At 72.4% G+C, this 21,434-nt stretch carries 18 protein-coding genes; 2 read left to right on the top strand and 16 right to left on the bottom strand.

The features are described from left to right. Positions 1–6: 6 nt before the first annotated feature. From ACTEI_RS13115 to ACTEI_RS13085, 7 genes are all read right to left on the bottom strand, one after another. The gene (locus ACTEI_RS13115; protein WP_122982112.1) at positions 7–1,266 is read right to left on the bottom strand and encodes an alpha/beta fold hydrolase; all 1,260 of its coding nucleotides are present in this window, start codon (positions 1,264–1,266) and stop codon (positions 7–9) included. Between the two features lie 21 nt (positions 1,267–1,287). Then, complete coding sequence (locus tag ACTEI_RS13110; RefSeq protein WP_164465933.1) at positions 1,288–1,518, bottom strand: hypothetical protein; 231 nt, start codon at positions 1,516–1,518, stop codon at positions 1,288–1,290. A 169-nt stretch (positions 1,519–1,687) separates the two neighbouring features. After that, positions 1,688–2,503 carry an ABC transporter ATP-binding protein gene (locus ACTEI_RS13105; RefSeq protein WP_122977914.1) on the bottom strand — a complete coding sequence of 272 codons (816 nt, stop codon included), beginning with the start codon at positions 2,501–2,503 and terminating at the stop codon, positions 1,688–1,690. Beyond that, the gene (locus ACTEI_RS13100) at positions 2,500–3,378 is read right to left on the bottom strand and encodes an ABC transporter ATP-binding protein (protein ID WP_122977913.1); all 879 of its coding nucleotides are present in this window, start codon (positions 3,376–3,378) and stop codon (positions 2,500–2,502) included. Before ACTEI_RS13100 ends, ACTEI_RS13105 begins: the two co-directional genes overlap by 4 nt. Beyond that, the gene (locus ACTEI_RS13095; protein ID WP_122977912.1) at positions 3,375–4,331 is read right to left on the bottom strand and encodes an ABC transporter permease; all 957 of its coding nucleotides are present in this window, start codon (positions 4,329–4,331) and stop codon (positions 3,375–3,377) included. The genes ACTEI_RS13100 and ACTEI_RS13095 overlap by 4 nt, the downstream gene beginning before the upstream one ends. Positions 4,332–4,342: 11 nt before the next feature. Then, positions 4,343–5,332, bottom strand: coding sequence for an ABC transporter permease (locus tag ACTEI_RS13090; protein ID WP_122977911.1), 990 nt, complete (start codon positions 5,330–5,332; stop codon positions 4,343–4,345). 11 nt (positions 5,333–5,343) lie between these two features. Then, positions 5,344–7,089 carry an ABC transporter substrate-binding protein gene (locus ACTEI_RS13085; RefSeq protein ID WP_122977910.1) on the bottom strand — a complete coding sequence of 582 codons (1,746 nt, stop codon included), beginning with the start codon at positions 7,087–7,089 and terminating at the stop codon, positions 5,344–5,346. 707 nt (positions 7,090–7,796) lie between these two features. Here ACTEI_RS13085 and ACTEI_RS13080 point away from each other — a divergent pair. After that, positions 7,797–8,594 carry a hypothetical protein gene (locus tag ACTEI_RS13080; protein WP_122977909.1) on the top strand — a complete coding sequence of 266 codons (798 nt, stop codon included), beginning with the start codon at positions 7,797–7,799 and terminating at the stop codon, positions 8,592–8,594. Positions 8,595–8,670: 76 nt separating this feature from the next. Here ACTEI_RS13080 and ACTEI_RS13075 read toward each other — a convergent pair whose 3' ends face one another. Further along, positions 8,671–9,897, bottom strand: coding sequence for an MFS transporter (locus ACTEI_RS13075; RefSeq protein WP_122977908.1), 1,227 nt, complete (start codon positions 9,895–9,897; stop codon positions 8,671–8,673). A 375-nt stretch (positions 9,898–10,272) separates the two neighbouring features. Then, entirely contained in the window at positions 10,273–11,703 is a 1,431-nt protein-coding gene (locus ACTEI_RS13070) for an aminotransferase-like domain-containing protein (RefSeq protein WP_164465932.1), read from the bottom strand. 83 nt (positions 11,704–11,786) lie between these two features. On the opposite strand from ACTEI_RS13070, the gene ACTEI_RS13065 reads away from it, so the two are divergent. Then, entirely contained in the window at positions 11,787–12,803 is a 1,017-nt protein-coding gene (locus ACTEI_RS13065) for an EamA family transporter (RefSeq protein ID WP_145830867.1), read from the top strand. A 151-nt stretch (positions 12,804–12,954) separates the two neighbouring features. Here the strand turns inward: ACTEI_RS13065 and ACTEI_RS13060 are convergent, their stop codons facing one another. From ACTEI_RS13060 to ACTEI_RS13030, 7 genes are all read right to left on the bottom strand, one after another. Next, positions 12,955–13,467, bottom strand: coding sequence for a class I SAM-dependent methyltransferase (locus ACTEI_RS13060; RefSeq protein ID WP_203723765.1), 513 nt, complete (start codon positions 13,465–13,467; stop codon positions 12,955–12,957). A 77-nt stretch (positions 13,468–13,544) separates the two neighbouring features. Beyond that, the gene (locus tag ACTEI_RS13055) at positions 13,545–13,865 is read right to left on the bottom strand and encodes a carboxymuconolactone decarboxylase family protein (protein ID WP_122977904.1); all 321 of its coding nucleotides are present in this window, start codon (positions 13,863–13,865) and stop codon (positions 13,545–13,547) included. A 19-nt stretch (positions 13,866–13,884) separates the two neighbouring features. Further along, entirely contained in the window at positions 13,885–14,445 is a 561-nt protein-coding gene (locus ACTEI_RS13050) for a cysteine hydrolase family protein (RefSeq protein ID WP_122977903.1), read from the bottom strand. A 93-nt stretch (positions 14,446–14,538) separates the two neighbouring features. Continuing rightward, entirely contained in the window at positions 14,539–15,285 is a 747-nt protein-coding gene (gene narI, locus ACTEI_RS13045; protein ID WP_122977902.1) for a respiratory nitrate reductase subunit gamma, read from the bottom strand. Next, a complete protein-coding gene (gene narJ / locus ACTEI_RS13040; protein ID WP_122977901.1) occupies positions 15,282–15,950 on the bottom strand; it encodes a nitrate reductase molybdenum cofactor assembly chaperone in 669 nt (222 codons plus the stop codon). Before narJ ends, narI begins: the two co-directional genes overlap by 4 nt. Then, entirely contained in the window at positions 15,947–17,539 is a 1,593-nt protein-coding gene (narH, locus tag ACTEI_RS13035) for a nitrate reductase subunit beta (protein ID WP_122977900.1), read from the bottom strand. The genes narJ and narH overlap by 4 nt, the downstream gene beginning before the upstream one ends. Beyond that, entirely contained in the window at positions 17,539–21,129 is a 3,591-nt protein-coding gene (locus ACTEI_RS13030; RefSeq protein WP_122982111.1) for a nitrate reductase subunit alpha, read from the bottom strand. Before ACTEI_RS13030 ends, narH begins: the two co-directional genes overlap by 1 nt. Positions 21,130–21,434: the final 305 nt, after the last annotated feature.

The following is a 21,434-nucleotide window of genomic DNA, read 5'->3' as shown; positions in this document are numbered from 1 at the left end:
GCGAGCTCAGCGCAGCCCGGCGGCCATCTCGGTGAGGTGGCGCAGGACCCGGTCGCCGGCGGTGCGCAACCCGTCGTGCTGGTACTCGTCGGTCACCCAGGCACGAAGGTTGCCGACCCGGGCGGCGGTGCGCAGGGACAGCTCGGCCGGGACGTACATGTCGTCGGCGTAGACCGCGGCCAGGACCGGGACGTCGTTGGCGGCCAGCCGATCCAGGTCGTACAGCGGGGGCCAGCCGGTGTCGGCGGCCAGGATCTCGGCGGCCCCGGCGAACGGGCGCAGGGCCGCGATCTCACGGAACATCCAGGGGTACATCATCTCGCCGGTGAACAGCAGCGGATCGGCGTCGGGGGCGAACCGGGGGTGCCGGCGCAGGGCCCGGTCGGCGGCCCACGCGGTGGCCCGGTCGCCCTGGCCGAGCGTGCACTCCTGCAGGGCGAACAACGGCACGTCGCAGAACGCGGTCAGCCGCCACACCTCCTGTCGGAACGTGTCGGAGAGCTCGTCGCCGTGCCACGCCTCGTCCAGCAGCCAGTGCAGCTGGGCGTAGCCGGTGCTCATCCCGAACATGGTGCCGATCAGGCGCAGGCGATCGACGGTGAGCCGGTCGCCGTCCGGCAGCCGCACGTCGTGCTCGGTCAGGTGCGCGGCGATCCGGCGGACCTCGGCGGCGGCGCCCGGGAACGCCCGGTAGAACTCCGCGTTGCGGGCGGCGACCTTCGGGTAGGTCAGGGCGTAGACGTCGTCGGCGGTGCTGTCCAGGCCGGGCAGCCCGCCGGTGATGTAGCAGGTCCGCAACGCCTGCGGGGCGAACGACAGGTAGGTCAGGGTGATGAACCCGCCGTAGCTCTGGCCCAGCGTGTCCCAGCGGGCTCCGCCGGCCACCCGCTCCCGCAGGATCTCCGCGTCGGCGACGATGCTGTCGGCGCGGAAGAGCCTCAGGTACGCCGCCAGGGCGGCGTCGTCGCGCCCGCGCACCGTACGGGCGGTGACCGGGGTGCTGCGGCCGGTGCCCCGCTGGTCGAGCAGCAGCACCCGGTGGGTGCGCAGGGCCCGCGCCAGCCAGCCGTCGGCGCCCAGCGGCCGGGGCGCCTTGCCGCCCGGGCCGCCCTGCAGGAACAGCAGCCAGGGCAGGTCGTCGCCGGCCCGGTCGTCGGCGACCACCTCCCGGGCGAACACCTCGATGCTCGCGGCGCCGGGCCGCCGGTGGTCCAGCGGCACGGTGACGGTGTGGTCGGCGAAGCGCAGCCCCGGATGTGCGATCACCGGGCCCACGCTATCCAACGGTCACCAGAAACGGCGGCGGCGGTAGTGGCCGTGGTGCCGGTAGTGGCCGTGGTGGCGGTAGTGGCCGTGGTAGGCCGGGCCGGCGCCGTAGTGCGGGTAGCCGGCCGGCGGGTAGGCCCCGTGCGCGGGACCGGCGTACCGGCCGAGCCGGTGGTTGACCTCACGCAACATGCTGTGCACCAGCGGGTTGCGGCTGTGGTGCGCGCGGCGCTCCAGGCTTGACGCGACCATGGACAGGACCATTCGCTTGACGAAGCCCACCGGATGCCTCCCTGCCGGAAACGTTACCGACAACGGTAGCCCGGCGGGTCCAGCGCCAGCCGGGACGCGCCCGCCGTACGGCAGGGGCGGCCCGCGCGGCGGCCGGGCCGGGCCGCCGCACGGGCGTCGGGGGCCGCGCTCATCGCGGGGACGAGCGCAGCTCGCCGATCCTCCGCTCCGGATTCGGCGCGGCCTCGGCCAGGGTCCGGGTGTACTCGTGCCGGGGGTTGAGGATGACCTCGTCGGCCGGGCCCCGCTCGACGATCCGCCCCCGGTACATCACCAGGATCTCGTCGGAGAAGTGCCGCGCGGTGGCCAGGTCGTGGGTGATGTAGAGGACGCCCAGCCGCTCCTCGCGCTGCAGGGTGGCGAGCAGGTTGAGCACGCCCAGCCGGATCGAGACGTCCAGCATCGACACCGGCTCGTCGGCGATCAGCACGCCGGGTTCGGGCGCCAGCGCGCGGGCGATGGCGACGCGCTGGCGCTGGCCGCCGGAGAGCTCGTGCGGGCGGCGCCGCGCGACGGTGGCCGCCGGCGTCAGCCGGACGCGTTCCAGCAGTTCCAGCACCCTCGCGCGAACCTCGGCGTCGGTCATCCGCGGGTGGTGCAGCCGGACCGGGCGGGCCAGGTGGTGCCCGATCGTGTGGTACGGATTGAGCGACGCGAACGGATCCTGGAAGACCATCTGCACGGCACGCCGGTAGGCGGCCAGCCCCGCTCCCCGCCGGGCCACCGGCTCGCCGTCGAGCCGGATCTGCCCCGCGGTGGGCCGTTCCAGTTGCAGCAGCAGCTTGGCGACGGTGGACTTGCCGCTGCCGCTCTGCCCGACCAGCGCCAGGGTCCGCCCGGGGTCGAGGGTGAAGCTCACGTCGTCGACGGCGCGCAGCGTGCCGGTGCGCCACCCGTCCCGCAGCCGGTACTCCTTGCGCAGCCCGCGCGCCTCCAGCGTGGTCATGCCTGCACCTCGACGGCGTCGAGGGCCAGCAGCCGGTCGTCCATCGCGCCGCGCACGAAGGAGCCGCGGTCGCCGGTGAGGCTGGGGAAGGACGCCAGCAGCTGCCTGGTGTAGTCGTGCTTCGGCGCGCTGTAGAGCTCGGCGGCGGCACCCAGCTCGACGATCTCGCCGTGGCGCATCACCGCGATCCGGTCGCTGATCTCCAGCAGTAGCGGCAGGTCGTGGGTGATGAAGACGACCGCGAAGCCGAGCTCGTCGCGCAGCCGGGTGATCTCCCGCAGGATCTCCCGCTGCACCACCACGTCGAGCGCGGTGGTCGGCTCATCCATGATCATGACTTCCGGCTCCAGGGCCATCGCCATTGCGATCATGACGCGCTGCCGCATGCCGCCGGACAGCTCGTGCGGGTAGGAGCTCAGCCGCCGGCGTTCGACGCCGACGCGTTCCAGCAGCTCGCCGCAGCGCTCCAGGCGTTGTTTGCGGCTCATCCGCGGCCGGTGGGTGGTGAACACGTCCTCGAACTGATCGCGGATCGAGATCACCGGGTTGAGCGAGTTCATCGCGCCCTGGAAGACCATGGAGATCTTCTCCCAGCGGTGGGCGCGCAGCTCCGCGGCGTCCAGCCGATTCCAGTCGATCTCCGCGCCCTCGCGGGAGCGGAACACCGCCCGGCCCGAGGTGATCATCGCGGGCGGTTTGAGCAGGCGGATCATCCCGTACGCCAGGGTGCTCTTGCCGCAGCCGCTCTCCCCGGCCAGGCCCAGCACCTCACCGCGCCGCAGCTCCAGGTTCACGTCGCGGACCGCGTGGACCACCGGATCGACCAGGTAGTCCACGCTGAAACCCTCGATGGACAGCACCGGACTGTGGTTCACAGCGTGGCCTCCTTCGCCTTCGACAGCTGCTCGCGCGACATCCGCCAGCTCTTGCGGGCGGCGCGGGTCTGGTTGCGCAGCTTCGGGTTGATGATCTCGTCGATCGCGAAGTTGATCAGCGAGAGCGCGGCGCCGAACAGCGCCAGCAGCAGGCCCGGCGGCACGAACCACCACCACGCGCCGAGCCGCAGGGCCAGGCCGTTCTGCGCGTAGTAGAGCATGGTGCCCCAGGTGAACGAGCCGCTCGCGCCGAGCCCGAGATACGACAGGCCGGCCTCGCCCAGGATCGCGAAGATGACCGCGAACACCACCTGCGAGGCCAGCAGCGGGATCAGGTTGGGCAGGATCTCCACGGTCAGGATCCGCCAGCGTTTCTCGCCGGCCACCCGGGAGGCGAGCACGTAGTCGCGGTTGCGCAGGCTCAGCGTGTATCCGCGCAGCACCCGCGCCGAGCCGGCCCAGCCGGTGATCGCCAGGACGATGGAGACCAGCCAGATGCTCTTGTCCGGCGCGTAACTGGAGATCACGATCACCAGCGGCAGCCCGGGGATCACCAGCATGATGTTGGTGAACAGGGAGAACGCCTCGTCGACCCAGCCGCCGGCGTACGCGCCGACCACACCGAAGAAGGTGGACAGCAGCAGGGTCAGCACCCCGACGATCGCGCCGACGGCGAGCGAGCCGCGGGTGCCGTGGGCGAGCTGGGCCAGCACGTCCTGACCGGTCTGCGTGGTGCCCAGCCAGTGCTCGGCGCTCGGGCCGGTCAGCCCCTGGTCGTGCACCAGCGACGGGTCCTGGGTGACGAGCGGCCCGAGCAGGCCGAAGAGCAGGATCGCGCCGCCGATGACCAACCCAGCCACCAGCTTGCGGTTGCGCAGGCCGAACCCGCGGGCCGGCCGGCCCTTCGCCGTCGCGCTCACCGACGATTCGGCCAGTTCCGTGGTCATGGTCATGGCCGCCCCCTTCAGGCCCGCGCCCGGGTGCGCGGGTCGATGACCGAGTACAGGAGGTCGACCAGCAGGTTCGCGCCGAGCACGGACAGCGTGATGACCAGGAAGATGCCCTGCATGAGGGCGTAGTCGTTGCCACCCACCGACTGCAGCAGCGCGGAGCCGATACCGGGGTAGGAGAACACCGCCTCGGTGACGATCGAGCCGGCCACCACGAACCCGAGCGAGATGGCGAACCCGGAGACCGAGGGCAGGATCGCGTTGCGCGCCGCGTAGCGTCGCATGATCCGGCCCGGACGCAGGCCCTTCGCCTCGGCGGTGAGCATGTAGTCCTCGGACAGCGTGGACACCATCATGTTGCGCATCCCGAGCATCCAGCCGCCCACCGAGGACAGGATGATGGTCAGCGCGGGAAGCGCGCCGTAGTAGAGCACCGAGCCGAGGAACGGCCCGTTCCAGCCCGGCGTGACGGTGTAGACGTCGTACCCGCCGTTGAGCGGGAACAGCGGCCAGACGCTGCCGAACGCGAAGAGCAGGATCAGCGCCAGCCAGAAGTACGGCACGGACTGGAACATCGTGGTGACCGGGATGAGGTTGTCCAGCCAGGAGCCCCGTCTCCAGCCGGCGAGGGTGCCCAGACCGACGCCGACCAGGAACGAGATGACCGTGGCGAGACCGATCAGGCCGATCGTCCAGGGCAGGGTCTGCTCGATGATCGAGCCGACCGACGCGGGGAAGAACGTCACCGAGACGCCCAGATCCCCGCGTGCCAGGTTCCCCAGGTAGTCGACGTACTGCCGCCACAGCGGGGCGCCGCTGTCGGTGCCCAGCAGGGCCTCCACCGAGGCCCGCATCTCAGGGGTGACCGGCCCGCGCTGACCCAGCTTCGAGATCAGGATCTCGACCGGGTCGCCGGGCATCAGGCGCGGGACGAAGAAGTTCACCGTCAGCGCCGCCCACAGGGCGACCAGGTAGAACCCCAGTTTACGAAGCAGGTGGCGCACGGTCGTCGCCCCTACTCGGCCGGCTGCAGGTTGCTCAGCACGACGCCGTTGTCCCACTGTTTCCAGGAGGCGGGCAGGGCGTACTTGTTGTCGTTGGACGGCCAGCCGGTGGCGTGGCTGGTGTTGAACTCGGTGAGCATCGAGTTGACGTAGATCGGGATGTACGGCAGGTCGCGGACGATCTCCTGCTGCACGATCGCGTACTGCGCCTTCTGGACCGCCTCGTCGTTGGTGGCCGCCGCCGCGGCGACCGCCGCGTCCACCTTGTCGTTGGTGTACCGGGCGTAGTTGCCGCTGGTGCTGGCGTTCTCGCCGACCTTGGCCGTGGTCGCGCTGGAGTATCTCGGCTGGTACGTGAAGTACGGGTTGGTCGACGCGTTCAGGCCGATCGAGTCCAGCGACAGCTGGAACTTGCCCTGGACCTGGTTGTTGTTCCACTCGTTCCAGGACAGCTGGGTCGGCTTGAGCTCGATGCCGACCTCCTTGAGCTGCTGCGACATCGCGTCGTTGAGCGAGATGAAGTCGCTCCAGCCGGTGACCGTCTGGATGGTCAGCGACAACTTCTGGCCGCCCTTGGCGCGGATGCCGGCACCGCCGCGGACCCAGCCGGCGGCGTCCAGGATCTGGTTGGCCTTGGCCACGTCCGGGCCGCCGGGGGTGGTGGCGTTCGCCGGGTCGGCGATCCAGTTCTTGTCCCGCTGGGGCAGCAGCAGGGTCGGCGAGGCGGTTTCCGCGAAGCCGCCGCCGGCCAGCTTGTTCAGCTGGTCGCGGTTGAGCGCGTGGTAGATGGCCTGGCGCACGGCCGGGTCGGTCTGCGGGCCCGTGCAGCCCAGGTCGGCGCCGGCGCAGGTGAAGATCGAGGCGGTGAGCGTCGGGGTGTTCACGTAGGTCAGGTTTTTCTGGCTCTTCAGCAGCTGTTCCAGGCCGGGCAGGAAGGAGCTCATCCAGTCCACCTGGCCGGCGGTCAGCGCGGCGGTGGCGGCGTCGGCGGTGGCCAGCGCGATGTAGCGGACGTTCTGGATCCGCGGCTTGCCGGGCTGCCAGTAGCTCGCGTTCTTCTCCATCACGTAGCTCTGCGCGGTGAAGGTCTTCAGCTTGTACGGCCCGGTGCCGATCGGCTTCGGGTTGGTGGTCTTCGCCGGATCGGAGATCTTGCTCCACACGTGCTCGGCGATGATCGGGGTGTTCGCGATGACCGCGGCCTCGTCGGTGAACGACGGCTTCTCGAAGGTCAGCACCGCGGTCCTGTCGTCCTCGGCGGTGGACGAGACCAGCTTGAGGCCGGTCGCGTTGATCGCCTTGTGGCGGCGGATCAGGTCGAAGGTGAACGCCACGTCCCTGGCGGAGAACGGCTGGCCGTCCGACCACTTCACACCCTCCCGGGTGGTGACGGTCAGGACCTTGCCGGCCGCGTCCCAGGAGTACCCGGTGGCCAGCATCGGCGTCGGCGTCGACTCGGTGGCGAAGTTGTACCAGTACAACGGCTCGTAGATCAGGCCGTTGGTGGGCTGCAGGAAGGTCGGGCTGAACGGGTTCCAGTTCTCGACGATCGTGCCGGTGGCGCCGTTGAACACGGTCACCGAGCTGTTCGCGGCGTTGCCCGCGGGCTTCTCGCCGTCGCCCGCGCCGCCGGAGCACCCGGCGGCGGTCAGGGCCAGCGCGGCGGTCCCGGCCACCACGGCGCCGAGCCGGCCCCGGCGGCCGGTGCGGTGACTGTCGCCGGGGTGTCGGTCCCGGCGGCGCAGAGGGTTCAACATCTGTGGATACCTCGATCTTCGACGCCGCCGGGTGGCCGGCGGCGGTTCCGGCCCGGGTCACCCGCGCATGCCCAGCCCAGCGCGAGATTCACCGTTGACGGGCCCCATTATTAAGTGGCTTAAGTTTGCGATGTCAAGAGTGGATGTCGGGTCGTCGCTCGGTACGTCATTTCCCGGCACGCGACCGAACCGGGAGGTCCCGCGCTGGACACGCACACCGCGCTGTTCACCGGCGACAGCATCACCGGCGGCGGACGCCGGGCCGACCCGGACGGCGCCGGGCACGGGGTACGGGCGCCGGTCGGTCCTCTCGCCCGCGCCGGTCGCGGCGCGGGCGCTGAACACCGGGGCCGGCGGCGACCTGTCGTGCGACTCGGCACCGCGCCGGGACCGGGACGTGCCGGTCCACGTGCGCCGGTGGGACGGCACGTTCGGTGGGAGCGCTTCCACGAGGCGCGCCGCCCGCCGGGGACCGTGCACCCCATTGGGAGCTCACCGGCATCCGGCGGATCCTGGCGAGTTGTCCGAAGTGGCGGTCGCTGCACGAGCGGGTTCCCGGCGGTCACTCTCCGCTTGAACTCATGGCTCTCGATGCCCGTACCCCTGAGCGTCAATCCCGGGGGACCGGTGCAGCCCGGCCGCCCCGCCGCCCGCCGCGCCGCACGAACCCGTACCGGCCCGCCGCGTACCGCTGATCGGGGACCACGATGACCCTCTACTTCGACCTGCCGCGCACCACGCCGGTCACCGCCGAGCCGTCGCCGTGGCGCGACTACGAGCCCTCCCCGCGCTTGGTGCACGCGGCCGTCGGCAGCGGCTTCCTGGCCGTTCTGGTCCTCGCCGCCGGCGTCTGGTCGGCCGTGCTCGGCGACGTCCGCGCGGCGCTCGCCTGCGGGCTGGGCGTACTGCTGCTCGGGCACCTGTTCGGCCTGCTGCTCAGCCTGTGGGTGCGCCCGCACAACACCGGCGACCGGATGCACATCACCCGCACCGGCGCCGGCACGCCCGGCCTGACCTTCGCCTACTCACGGCGGCTCTACTACTGGTACGCCGGTTTCCTCACGCTGCTCACCGTGACCCAGGCCGCCGTCGCGGCGCGCACCCCGCCGCTGCTGCTGGGCGCGGCGCTCACCGGCGCGGCGCTGTACGTGCTGCTGCGGCACGCCCCCGGGCGGCTCACGCTTACCCCGGACGGCATCGAGCACCACGGGGTCCGGGACCGGCGCTTCGTCCCGTGGCAGGCGGTACGCGAGATCCGCCCCGGCGAGCAGGCCCGGATCCCGGTGATCGCGGTGCCCGCCGAGCCGGCCGGGCCGACCCGGGCGCGGCAGTCGCCGTTCCGCGCGTCGCGGGCCTTGGCGATCCAGACCCCGTGGCTGGCGGCGGACCCTGCGCTGGTGCTGCAGACGCTGCGCTGGTACCACGCGAACCCGGCCCACCGCTTCGAGCTGTCGTACCAGATCGCGGTCGACCGGGTCCGGCAGCGCGCCTGGTTCCTGCACTGACCGCCCGGCCCGACACGCCGACGCCCGCGGCCCGCTGGAGACAACTCCAGCGGGCCGCGGGCGTCGAGCGGGCCGGTCAGGCCCGGGCGGCCGACGGACGGCCGACCGACAGGATGTCGAGCAGCAGAGCGGCCAGGGCGACCACCCCGAGCAGGGCCAGACCGAGCGCGTACGACTGGAAGTGGCCGTAGATCGCGCCCATCACCAGCGGCGGGACGAACCCGCCGAGACCGCCGGCCGCGCCGACCACACCGGTCACCGAGCCCACCTGCTGCGCCGGGGCGAGCTGGGCGACCAGGGCGAAGGTCGCGCCGCTGCCGGTGCCCAGAGCGACCGCCATGGACAGGAAGGCGACCGTGCCGACCGGCGCGAGGCCCGGCGTGAAGGACTGCACCACCGCGCCGAGAATGACCACGCCCAGCGCGACGGCGAGCACCCGGCTGGGCGCGTACCGGTCGGAGAGCCAGCCGCCGATCGGGCGCATCAGCACCGCCAGCAGGACGAACCCGGCCATCCGGTTCGCGGCGTCGGCCGGGGCCAGGCCGTACGCCGTCTTGAGGTAGGCCGGCAGGTAGACCGAGAAGGCGACGTACCCGCCGAACGCGACCGCATACAGCGCGGAGGCCTGCCAGGTGACCCGCAGCCGCAGGGCGGCGCCGAGCCGCTGGGTCAGCGGGGCGGACGGGACCACGCGGCCCGGGGCGTCCCGCAGCAGCAGCCAGGCGACCACGGCGTAGACGGCCAGCACAGCCGCGGTCAGGATGAACGGGGTGGCGGTGGTGCCGGCGTTCACCAGCCGGACCGTGGTGAGCGCGCTGATCGCGGTGCCGCCCATGCCGACGCCGAAGATCCCGACCGCGAGGCCGCGCCGCTCCGGCGGGAACCACGCGTTGACGAACGGGACGCCGACCGCGAACGCGGTGCCGCCGATGCCCAGGAAGAACCCGCCGATCAGCAGGGCGGCCAGCGAGTCGTGCGCGCCCAGGCCGATGAAGAGCACCGGTACGACGGTGGCCAGCGAGACCAGCGGGAACATGATCCGCCCGCCGAACCGGTCGGTCAGCGCGCCGACCGGGATGCGCCCGAGCGAGCCGACCACCACCGGCACCGCCACCAGCAGGGCCTGCTGGAAGGAGCTCAGGTCGAGCGCCGCCTGGAACTTGACCGCGAGTGGGCTGAGCAGCGCCCACGCCCAGAAGTTCACGGCGAATCCGATGGTCGCGAGCGCCAGCATCAGCCCCCGCCGGGCTCCCGTCGATGTTTCGCCGCCGGGCCGCGCCGCCCTCGCCACGGTGTCGCTCATGGTCAACTCCACTGTCCGGTGCCCGGCTGCCGGCCGGGCGCTACCGGTCCAGCGTCGCTGGCGCTGACCCGGGCAAACAGGGACCTTGGACCCGTCCCGGTGGGACCGCCGCTCCCCCGCCGGCGGGCGGCACGTCCCCTCACCCGTCGCCGACGGCCCTGGTGTCGCCCGCGCACCGGCAGCGGAACCCGGAACCCGGTCACCAGCCAGGCCCGGCGCAACGATCCGGCGCCGGGCCGGAAGTCCGGAAGCGGACTTCTCCGGCTGATCGCCACCGACCGTACATCGCGGATCACCGGGCGCGCGGCCGCGCACCGCCGTGGCCGGACGAGTCGCGCGCCGCCACCCCGTTCCGCCGCAACGCGCCGGCGCCGGTCAGACGACCAGCGGGCCGGTGCCGGCCGGGGCGTCCAGGAGGGTCGCCAGAGCGGCCAGCCCACGGGCCACCCGCTCGTCGCTGACCTCGTGGCTGAGGCAGACCCGTACGGCCGGCGCCGCGGCCGGGCCGGTGGCGAACGTCTCGGCCGGGTTCACCAGCACCCCGGCACGCTCGGCGGCCGCCGTGAACGACCGCGCCGACCAGTGGCCGGGCAGCGACAGCCACAGGTGCGGCCCGTACGGGTCGGCGCGGAACGTCTGCCCGCCGAGCAGCTCACGAGCCATCCCCTGACGGCGGGCGGCGTGCGCGCGCTGGTCGTCGTTGAGCCGTCCGGCCGTGCCGTCCTCGATCCAGCGGCGGACGATCTCGGCCATCAGCGGCGGCGGCATCCAGCAGGAGACGGTCACCGCCGAGGCCAGGGCGGGGGTCAGCCGCTCGGGCGCGAGCAGGAAGCCGACGCGCAGTCCCGGGCCCATGGACTTGGAGACGCTGGTGACGAAGACCGTACGTTCGGGGGCGAAGGCGGCCAGCGGCCGGGGGCGGTCCGGGGGCAGGAAGCCGAAGACGTCGTCCTCCACGATGGTCAGATCGTGGTCCGCGGCGATCCGGGCGATGCGCGAGCGACGCTGCTCGCTCATGGTGGCGGTGGTCGGCGTCTGCAGGGTGGGCGTGCAGTACAGCACCGTCGGCGCGCGCCCGGTTCCGGGCCGATCGGAGCGCCCCGCGCTACAGGCGGCGCGCAGCGCGTCCGGATCCAGTCCCTCCCCGTCCATGGCCAGCCCCTCCAGGCGTACGCCGAGGTGCCGGGCGATCGCCTTGAGCGGGGCGTAGGTCAGGTTCTCGCAGAGCAGCGTGTCGCCGGGGCGCAGCAGGGTGAGCAGCGCGGCGAAGAGGCCGTGCTGGGCGCCGTTGGTCAGCACCACCCGCTGCGGCTCCGCCGGCAGGCCCAGGCGACCGAGCCAGGCGGCCGCGGCGGTCGCGGGTCCGCGGCGGATGCCCTGGCCGGCCGGGTCCGGTGCGGACGCGTTGTCCAGGAGGGCGGCCGGATCATCGGTGCGGGAGATCGCCGCGAGGGTGGTCGCCAGCGCCCGTCCGGCGTCGCCGGGGAACGGCAGGCCGACGGACAGATCGATCGGCCCGTCGACGGGACGCGCGAGCGTGGCGGGTCGCGCGCGGGGCGGGTCGGCCGGGCGGACGTAGGTGCCCCGGCCCACCTCGCCGGTGACGTGACCGCGCCGGGTCGCCTCGGTGTAGGCGCGCATCACGGTGTTGGGCGACAGGCCCAGCACCTCGGCGAGCTCCCGCTGCGGCGGGAGGCGGTCGCCGGCCCGCAGCCGGCCCGCGACGATGTCGGCGCCGATCGCGTCGGCGATGGCTCGGGCCCGGGATCCGGGATGGTCGGCGAGGGTCGGCCGCCAGGAGGTCATAGCGGCAATCATCGCATTGTATCGACGTTAGGGTGGCGAACCTCGATGCAATCCGCAGGGCATTCCGCGGGAGGAGCGCCACCATGCCCCACGTTCGTCACGCCGACCCCCGGCTCGGGGCCGTGCTCGCGTCCGCCTGCCTGCTGCTGCTCGGCGCGATGCCGCTGATCTCGGCGGGGCGCCCGGCCGGTGCCGGGGCGCTGGCCTTCGCGTTCCTGCTCAGCGTCTGGCAGGCGGCCTTCTCGCTGCCGCTGCTGGCCCGCGAGTGGTGGTCCGGCGAGCGGGGAGTGTTCGGCGCCGCGTCGCCGGAGCGGCCCGCGACGGCGGGCGCCGGCTCGGCGACACCGGCCCGGACGGTGCTCATCACGGTCGGGACCGGGGTCCTCTTCGCGCTCTCCACCTGGGCGTACGTCCTGGCTTTCGACACCGCGGGCACGACCGAGGCGGCCCTCGCCCTGCAGGCGTATCCGCTGTTCGCGGCCGGTTCGGAGACGATGCTGGGCAAGCGCCGCAGGAGCCGGACCGAGCTGGCGCTCATCGCCCTGATCGTCGTGACGCTGTACCACCTGGCCACCGGCGGCACCTGGCGCCCGGCGGGGCTCTCGCCGTGGTTCGCCGTGGCACTGGCCGTACCGGCACTGTGGAGCGTGGCCCACATCGTCCTGCGGGAGGTGCTGATCACCACGTCGATCACACCGAACCAGGTGACCACGTCCCGCCTCGTCGTCTCGGTTCTGGTGCTGGGGCCGCTGGCGCTGGCCGTCGAGGGGCCGACGGCCCTGCGGACCACGCTCGGGAACCCGGGTGTGCCGGCGGCCGGCGCGCTGCTGGGGCTCGCGTACTACCTGGAGCTCGTGCTGTGGTTCAACGCGATGCGCCACATCGACGTCTCCCTGGCCAGCACGATCACCGTGCCGGCCCCGGCGGTGACGGCGCTGCTCGGGGCCGTCCTGCTCGGCCGTCCGGTGTACGCCTACCAGCTCGTCTCGCTGACGCTGATCATCATCGGCCTCCTGGGTCTGCTGCTGCCCGTGATCGCCGGCCGCGGGGCCGGCGGCGACGCCCGGCGCGCGCCCGCGGGCGGGCAGCACGCGCCGTGACGGTCAGCGTTACGGAGGCCGCGATCCGGACGGCCGGGCCACCCGGGGTCGCGTGCGCCGCCCGGCCGCCGTCCACCCGCCGACGCCCCGGGGTCGCGGCTGCGCCGCCCGGGCCGTCGGCGGGTGGACGGCGCAGCCGCGACCGGACCGGTCAGGGGTGGCGCAGCACGGCCACCAGGAAGTCCGCCTCGGGCGTGAAGGGTCGCAGATCCCAGGTGCTCAGCAGCAGGTCCGGGGTCAGGCCGGCGGCCACGGCGTCGGCGAGGAACTCGTCGAAGGGGTAGCCGCGGCCCGCGCCGAAGCCGATCGCCGCGCGGCCACCGGGGGCCAGGTGCCGCGCGAACCGGCGGAGGATCTCGACGCGGGTGTCCGGCGCGGCGAAGGTCATCACGTTGCCGGCGCAGACGATGGCGTCGAAGGGCGGCCCGGGCAGCGACAGCTCGGACAGGTCGCCGACCAGCCACCGCGGGCCCGGGTGGTCGGCGACGGCGGCGGCGATCAGCTCCGGGTCCAGGTCGACGCCGGTGACGTCGTGGCCGATCGAGGACAGGTAGCCGCCGAGCCGGCCGGGGCCGCAGCCGGCGTCCAGGATGCGGGCGCCGCGCGGCACCATCGCGTCGACCAGCCGCGCCTCACCGACCAGGTCGCGGCCGGCGGCGGCCATGTCCCGGAAACGCTTGATGTACCACTGCGAGTGTCCCGGGTCCTCGGCGAGCTTGCGCAGCCACCCGTTCTGTACCGTCACTTCGATTCGGCGACTTCCTCGATCCAGCCCATCGCGGCTATCGCGGTGGGGAAACCACACGTCGTGATCGCGCCCAGGGCCACGGCACGCACCTCGTCCAGCGTGGCGCCGTGCTGCAGCGCCTTACGGACATTGGACCGCACCGCCCCCTCGGCCTCCGCCCCGATCGCCATGGCCAGCCGCAGCAGGCGCTCGGTACGCGGGTCGAACGGGCTGCGCTCGCGCACCGTCCGCGCGAGCGCGCCCTGTGCCTCGGCCACTTCCGGGAAGCGGTCGAGGAACTGCTGGTACACCTGGGGAAGGTACTCGTCGCTCATCCCCCCACCGTACGGTGGATCACGCGGCCGTGAAGCTGACCCCCGCGGTCTCCACCGTCCCGGCGGTGCGGCCGGGCGCGCTCTGATAGTTCCAATACATGTTGGTGTGCGCGATCACCTGGTCGGGACTCGGCGCGCCCCAGCGGGTCAGGTCCTGCGTGGTGTGCGCGTCGCTGACCAGGGTCACGCCGTAGCCCCGGGTGAAGGCGCCGTGGATGGTGCAGCGGATGCACCCGTCGGACGCCGCGCCGGCCACCACGAGCCGGCCCACACCCCGCTCGGCGAGGCGCTCCTCGAGGTCGGTGGCCTCGAACGCGTCGCCGTACCTCTTGTGCACCACCGGCTCGCCGTCGGCCGGGGGCAGCTCGGGCACGTACTCCCACGGGTCGCTGCCGAGCCGCAGATCCTCGTCGTCGGAGTGCTGCACCCAGATCACCGGCACCTGCCCGGCCCGGGCCCGGGCGACCAGGGTGGCGATGTTGGCGATCACCGCGTCGCGCTGCCAGGCCTTGTCCACCACGCCGTTCTGCACGTCGATGACGAGCAGCGCGGTGCCGGGGCGGCCGGAGGGGGTCGTCATGGGAGAACCTCCATCGTCGATGTGGGCTCCACCCTAGAACCACCCTCCGACACTTTCGCCGAGGCGGGCGGGGCGAGGTCGTACCGGGAAGGGTCAGTGACCGGAGCGGACCGGGCGCCGCCCGGCGTCGCGGACCACCGCCGGCGCCGGCGGTCCCGCGGGCGCCGCCCCGCGCCGGGCGCGGTAGACGACGTACGGCCGCCACAGGTAGGCCAGCGGCGCCGACCACACGTGCACCAGCCGGGTGAACGGCCACAGCGCCAGGAACAGGAATCCGCCGATCGCGTGCAGCTGGTACACCAGCGGCGCGCCGGTCATCAGCGAGGTGTGCGGCTGGAACCAGAAGACGCCGCGGAACCACACCGCGATCGTCTCCCGGTAGTCGTAGCCGGGCCCGAACAGGTTCTCACCGACCGTCGCGGTCATCCCGAGCACGACCATGGCGGCCAGGAAGACGTACAGGACCTTGTCCATCGTCGTGGTGACCCGCCGGACCCGCCCGCTGACGAAGCGGCGCGCGATCAGCAGGGCCAGCCCGGCCACCATCACCACGCCGGTGATCGTGCCGCCCCAGACCGCGACCTCGTGGTAGAGGTGCTCCGGGATGCCCAGCGCCGAGGTCGCCGAGGCCGGGATGAGCAGGCCCATCGCGTGCCCGGCGATCACCCCGAACGCCCCGAGGTGGAACATCGGTGAGCCCAGCCGCAGCAGCCGGTTCTCCAGCAGCTGGCTGGTGTGCGTGGTCCAGCCGAACTGGTCGTGCCGCCAGCGCCAGACGTGCCCGGCCACGAAGACCGCCAGGCAGGCGTAGGGCAGCACGACCCAGATCAGGGTGTTCATCGGGAGACCTCCGCGGCGGAGCAGGTGGCGTAGGTGGCGTAGGGCGCCAGGTCGGGTCCCTGGCCCAGGGAGTCGAGACCGACGGTCTCCACCGGCGGCCCGTCGAAGGCGAGGGCCGCCACGGCGGCCCGGTCGGCGTCGGAGAGTTCCGGCAGGACGGCACAGACGGCTTCGAGCACCTTGGCGTACGCCGAACCGCTCTCGCCCAGGGCGGCGCGCAGCAGCTCCAGCCCCTGCCGGTGCTGGCGCAGCGGCGCCTCCCCGTCCCCGGGTCCGGCCGTCGCGGCGAACTCCAGCACCACCGGCAGCAGGTCGGGCAGCTCGCCGCCGTCGAGCCGCAGCCCGTGCGCGCGGTACCGCTGCTTCAGCATGAGCAGCGCCATCCCCCGCTTGCGGGTGTCGCCGTGCAGGTAGTACGTCAGGTAGAGGCCCGACTTGCGGCGCAGGTCGAACGTCTGCACGTAGTGCCGCTGCGCCTCGATCAGGGTGCCGCTCAGGAACTCGTCGAGGAATGCGCGCAGCAGCGTCCGGGCGCCCTCGTGCCCGATCTCCAGCGCCGCCGCCCGCAGTGGCGCGCCGGCGCCGAGCAGCTCCGCGTCCGGGTAGGTGAGCAGCAGCGACGCGAGCTGGAAGATCCGGGCCCGGTCGGCGGGTGAAGCGGTCATGACCGGCCTCGCAGCGGGTTGATGGTGAGGCCGCGGCGGCCGTCGTCGCGGCGGAACAGGCCGGTGCCCGGTTGCGTCAGGTGGAACGCCTCGACGGTCTGCTCGTTGCTCATGCCCGGTCCGCCCGAGCAGTCCAGCGAGCAGTCGTTGTGCGCGGTGGCCTGCGCCTCCAGCGCGGCCGCGTCCTTGGTGTGCGCGACCGGGACGACGTAGCGCTCGTCGTACTTGGCGACGGCCAGCAGGCGGTACATGGCCTCCACCTGCTCGGCGGTCATCCCGATGCCGTCCAGCAGCTCCTGGGCGACCGTGCCGTCCAACGTCCGGGCCCGCATGTACGACCGCATCGCCGCGAGCTTCATCAGCACCCCGGCCGCCACCTCGGTGTCGCCGGCGGTGAACAGCTCGGCCAGGTACTCGACCGGGATCCGCAGATCACGGATGGTGTGGAAGATGTCGTCCGCGTCGGTGTCGTCGCGTCCCGCGGCGCCCGCCGCGTCCAGCACCGGCGACAGCGGCGGCACGTACCAGACCATCGGCAGCGTGCGGTACTCCGGGTGCAGCGGCAGCGCGATCCGGTACTCCCCGATCAGCTTCCACACCGGCGAGTTCGCGGCCGCCTCGATCCAGTCCTGCGGCATCCCGGCGTCCCGGGCGGCCTGCTGCACCGCGGGGTCGGTCGGGTCGAGGAACACCGAGCGCTGCGCGTCGAGCAGGTCGGCCTCGTCGGCCACCGAGGCCGCGGCCAGCACCGCGTCCTCGTCGTACCAGAGCAGGCCCAGGTAGCGCAGCCGGCCGACGCACGTCTCCGAGCAGATCGTCGGCTGCCCCGCCTCCAGGCGCGGGAAGCAGAAGGTGCACTTCTCCGCCTTGCCGGTGGCGTGGTTGACGTAGACCTTCTTGTACGGACAGGCCGACACGCACATCCGCCAGCCGCGGCAGCGGTGCTGGTCGACCAGGACGATGCCGTCCTCCTCGCGCTTGTACATCGCGCCGGACGGGCACGCCGAGACGCAGGCCGGGTTGAGGCAGTGCTCGCAGATCCTCGGCAGGTGGAACATGAAGGTCTTCTCGAACTCGAACTTGACCTTCTCGACCGCCTCGGCGGGCATCCGTGCCAGGTTGGGATCCTCCGTCATGGACGACCCGCCCAAGCTGTCCTCCCAGTTCGCGCCCCACGTCACCGCCATCGGCTCGCCGGTCAGCTGGGAGTACGGCCGCTTCACCGGGGTGTCGGTGAGCCCGGCCGGCGCGCTGACCAGGATGTCCTTGTCGAAGGTGGCCGGTTCGTAGTAGTCGTCGATGGACGGCAGGTCGGGGTTGGCGAAGATGTGCCCGAGACGGGCCAGCCGGCCGCCGGAGCGCAGCGTGAGCCGGCCCTTGCGGTCCAGCTTCCAGCCGCCCTTCCAGCGCTCCTGGTCCTCGTAGTGCTTCGGGTAGCCGATGCCCGGCTTGGTCTCGACGTTGTTGAACCAGACGTACTCGGTGCCCTCCCGGTTGGTCCAGGTCTGCTTGCAGGTGACCGAGCAGGTGTGGCAGCCGATGCACTTGTCGAGGTTCATCACCATCGCCATCTGCGCGCGGATCCGCATCAGTACTGAACCTCCTGGGTACGGCGGCGGATCACGGTGATCTCGTCGCGCTGGCTGCCGATCGGGCCGTAGTAGTTGAAGGCGTAGGTCAGCTGGGCGTGCCCGCCGGCCAGGTGGGTCGGCTTGATCAGCAGCCGGGTCATCGAGTTGTGGTAGCCACCGCGGCGGCCGGACTTCTCCGCCTTGGGGACGTTCACCGTGCGTTCCGGCGAGTGGTACTGGAAGACGGTGCCCTCGGGCATCCGGTGCGAGACGACCGCGCGGGCCACCACGACGCCGTTGCGGTTGTGCGCCTCGATCCACTCGTTGTCGCGTACGCCGATCTTCTGCGCGTCCTGCACGCTCATCCAGATCACCGGGCCGCCGCGGGAGAGCGCCAGCATCAGCTCGTTGTCGTGGTACATCGAGTGGATCGACCACTTGGCGTGCGGGGTCAGGAACCGTACGGTCACCCCGCCGTCCACCGCCTCGCCCGGCTTGCCGAAGTGCCGCGCCATGTTCAGCGGCGGCCGGAAGGCCGGCAGCTGCTCGCCCAGCTCGGCGACCCAGTCGTGCTCGACGAAGAAGTGCTGCCGCCCGGTCACCGTGTGCCACGGCTTGAGCCGCTCCACGTTGAGGGTGAACGGCGAGTAGCGGCGCCCGCCCTTCTCCGAGCCGGACCACTCCGGGCTGGTGAACACCGGCTGCGGCGCCCGCTGGGTGTCCGCGTAGGTGATCCGGTCGTTCTCGTGACCCTCGATCAGGTCGGTGAACGGCTGGCCGGTGCGCTTCTCCAGCTCGGCGAAGCCGGCGTGGGCGACCCGCCCGTTGGTGGTCCCGGACAGGGTGAGGATCGCCTCGCACATCCGGTCGGCGGTGGCCAGCGAGGGCCGGCCGTCGATCACGCCGTTCTGGTGCTTGAGGTACGCGATCTCCTCGGTCACGTCCACGGTGATCGCCTTGGTGGTGGTGCCCAGCTTGTCCAGCAGCGGGCCGACGGTGCGCATCTTCTGCCCGATCAGCGTGTAGTCACGCTCGACGGTGACCAGCTTCGGCATGGTCCGACCGGGCACCGGCTCGCACTCGCCGAACTTCCAGTCGCGCACCCGGCCGCTGGGCATCGCCAGCTCGTCCGGGGTGTCGTGCTGCAGCGGGGCGGCCAGCACGTCGGTGCGCGTGCCCAGGTGCGTCACGGCCAGCTCGCTCACCCGGTCGGCCAGCGCCAGGAAGGTGTCGTAGTCGGCGTGCGCCTCGCCGGGCGGCTCCACCGCCGGGTTGAACGCGTGCACGAACGGGTGCATGTCGGTGGTCGAGATGTCGTGCTTCTCGTACCAGGTGGCGGCCGGCAGCACCAGGTCGGCGTGCAGGCCGGTGTTGGTCATCCGGAAGTCGATCGCGGTGAGCAGGTCCAGCTTGCCGATCGGCGCCTCGGCACGCCAGGTCACGTCGCGCGGACGCTCGCCGGGCGGGCACTCGGTGGCGGTGGCGGTGCCCTCGACGCCGAGCAGGTGCCGCATGAAGTACTCGTTGCCCTTGCCGGAGGAGCCGAGCAGGTTGGCCCGCCACAGGGTGAGGCAGCGCGGGAAGTTCGCCGGGTCGTCCGGGTCCTCGGCGACCGTCTTGAGCGTGCCCTTGCGCAGCTCGCCGACGATGTACTCGCCGACCGGCAGGCCGGCGGCGTCGGCCTCGTCGGCCAGCGCCAGCGGGTTGCGGTTGAAGAACGGGTGCCCCGGGCTCCAGCCCATCCGCTGCGCCGCGGCGACCGTGTCGGCGAACGCCATCCCGGCCAGCCGCCCGGTGCCCAGCGGCGAGGCCAGCTCGTCGGCCGGCACCCGCTCGTAGCGCCACTGGTCGGTGTGCAGGTACCAGAACGGGGTGGAGGCCTGGTGCCGCATCGGCCGCTGCCAGTCGAACGCGAACGACATGTGCTGCTGTCCGGTGATCGGCCGGGCCTTCTCCTGGCCGACGTAGTGCGCCCAGCCGCCGCCGTTCACGCCCTGGCAGCCGGTGAGGGTGACCAGCGAGATGAACGCGCGGTAGGTCATGTCGGAGTGGAACCACTGGTTGGCGCCGGCACCCAGGACGATCATCGAACGGCCCCGGCTGCGCTCGGCGTTGCGGGCGAACTCCCGGCCGATCCGGGCGGCGAGCGCGGCCGGGACGCCGGTGATGCGCTCCTGCCAGGCCGGGGTGTTCGGGCTGTCGGCGTCGTCGTACCCGGCCGGCCACTGTCCGGGCAGGTCGCCGCGGCGCACCCCGTACTGCGCCATGACCAGGTCGAAGACCGTGGTGACCAGGTGTTCGCCGACCCGGCGGACCGGGACGCCGCGGGTCATCACGCCGCCGCCCTCGGTGTCGCCGATGTCGAAGCGGGCGAGCTCGATCTCGACCGCCTCGTCCGAGGTGAGGCCGAGCGCCGGGACGACCTCGCCCAGGTCGAGGTTCCACCGGCCGGGCTCGGCGTAGCGGAAGCCCAGCGAGCCGTTGGGGACGACCAGCTCGCCGGTGCGGGAGTCGACCAGCACGGTCTTGTGCTCGCCGCCCTGTTCGCCGAGGTCCGCGGCGGTCAGGAACCGGTCCGCCCGGCCATCCACGACGGTGACCAGGAACGGCAGGTCGGTGAACCTGCGGGCGTAGTCCTCGAAGTACGGCACGGTCCGGTCGGCGAAGAACTCCTTCAGCACCACGTGGCCCATGGCCATGGCCAGGGCCCCGTCGGTGCCCGGGTGCGGCGCCAGCCAGTCGTCGGCGAACTTGACGTTGTCGGCGTAGTCCGGGCTGACCGCGACCACCTTGGTCCCCTTGTACCGCGCCTCGGCCAGGAAGTGCGCGTCCGGGGTGCGGGTGACCGGGATGTTGGAGCCCCACATCATCAGGTAGGTGGCGTTCCACCAGTCGCCGGCCTCGGGCACGTCGGTCTGGTCGCCCCAGATCTGCGGCGACGCGATCGGCAGGTCGGCGTACCAGTCGTAGAAGCTCAGCAGCGTCCCGCCGAGCAGCGCGTGGTACCGGGTCCCGGCCGCGAACGACGCCATCGACATCGCCGGGATCGGGGAGAACCCGACCACCCGGTCCGGCCCGTACGTCTTGGTGGTGTAGACGTGCGCCGCCGCGGCGATCTCGACGGCCTCCTCCCAGCTGGCCCGGACGAACCCGCCCCGGCCGCGCTGGGACTTGTAGGCCCGCGCCTTGAGCGGGTTCTCCACGATCTCCGCCCAGGCCAGCACCGGGTCGCCGAGCCGCTCCCGGGCCTCGCGGAACATCTCGGCCAGGGTGCCGCGCAGGTACGGGTGGCGCACCCGCGACGGCGAGTACTCGTACCAGGAGAAGGAGGCGCCGCGCGGGCAGCCGCGGGGCTCGTAGTCGGGCGAGTCCGGCCCGGTCGTCGGGTAGTCGGTGGCCTGGTGCTCCCAGGTGATCAGCCCGTCGCGGACGAAGACGTTCCACGAGCACGAGCCGGTGCAGTTGACACCGTGGGTGGAGCGGACCACCTTGTCGTACTTCCAGCGGTCGCGGTAGAACGCGTCCCAGTCGTTGCCGTTCACCTGGTGCAGCGTGCGGCCGTGGTCGCCGACCGTCTCGCGCGTCAGGAAGCGGCGGGCCGCGAGCAGCGGCGCGGTTCCCGGAACAGTGTCGTTGGCGGGTTCGGGTGACACGGCGGGCACTCCCAGGTCGATCAGCGGTGGCCTCTACAGCCTCCGGGATCACATGTCGGCTGCCCTGGGGCCGCAGACCTGGGACTGTTGGGACCAAAGTCCCGAGTAGGGTCTACTGGCCTGGCGCATGACCTGCGAACCCGACCACCGGTGTGGCCGCGATGCCGTCCGATCCCGGCTGGTGCAGGTGGCAACCCTGCCCGGAATACCACCACCAGCACCGGCGGCCGTCAAGAGTGTCGATGCGCCGTCGGGTCGCG

It is taken from the genome of Actinoplanes teichomyceticus ATCC 31121 (assembly GCF_003711105.1).
GTDB lineage: Bacteria > Actinomycetota > Actinomycetes > Mycobacteriales > Micromonosporaceae > Actinoplanes > Actinoplanes teichomyceticus.
The sequence above is the reverse complement of the archived record's forward strand: the minus strand, read 5'-3'. Positions and strand labels throughout refer to the sequence as shown.

Coding starts and splice junctions, on each gene's coding strand:
- ACTEI_RS13080 (WP_122977909.1), top strand. CDS start 7,797: ATGACCCTCTACTTCGACCTGCCGCGCACCACGCCGGTCACCGCCGAG.
- ACTEI_RS13060 (WP_203723765.1), bottom strand. CDS start 13,467: ATGGCCGCCGCCGGCCGCGACCTGGTCGGTGAGGCGCGGCTGGTCGAC.
- ACTEI_RS13095 (WP_122977912.1), bottom strand. CDS start 4,331: ATGACCATGACCACGGAACTGGCCGAATCGTCGGTGAGCGCGACGGCG.
- ACTEI_RS13105 (WP_122977914.1), bottom strand. CDS start 2,503: ATGACCACGCTGGAGGCGCGCGGGCTGCGCAAGGAGTACCGGCTGCGG.
- ACTEI_RS13050 (WP_122977903.1), bottom strand. CDS start 14,445: ATGACGACCCCCTCCGGCCGCCCCGGCACCGCGCTGCTCGTCATCGAC.
- ACTEI_RS13065 (WP_145830867.1), top strand. CDS start 11,787: ATGCCCCACGTTCGTCACGCCGACCCCCGGCTCGGGGCCGTGCTCGCG.
- ACTEI_RS13110 (WP_164465933.1), bottom strand. CDS start 1,518: ATGGTCGCGTCAAGCCTGGAGCGCCGCGCGCACCACAGCCGCAACCCG.
- ACTEI_RS13070 (WP_164465932.1), bottom strand. CDS start 11,703: ATGACCTCCTGGCGGCCGACCCTCGCCGACCATCCCGGATCCCGGGCC.
- ACTEI_RS13075 (WP_122977908.1), bottom strand. CDS start 9,897: ATGAGCGACACCGTGGCGAGGGCGGCGCGGCCCGGCGGCGAAACATCG.
- ACTEI_RS13055 (WP_122977904.1), bottom strand. CDS start 13,865: ATGAGCGACGAGTACCTTCCCCAGGTGTACCAGCAGTTCCTCGACCGC.
- narI (WP_122977902.1), bottom strand. CDS start 15,285: ATGAACACCCTGATCTGGGTCGTGCTGCCCTACGCCTGCCTGGCGGTC.
- ACTEI_RS13085 (WP_122977910.1), bottom strand. CDS start 7,089: ATGTTGAACCCTCTGCGCCGCCGGGACCGACACCCCGGCGACAGTCAC.
- narH (WP_122977900.1), bottom strand. CDS start 17,539: ATGCGGATCCGCGCGCAGATGGCGATGGTGATGAACCTCGACAAGTGC.
- narJ (WP_122977901.1), bottom strand. CDS start 15,950: ATGACCGCTTCACCCGCCGACCGGGCCCGGATCTTCCAGCTCGCGTCG.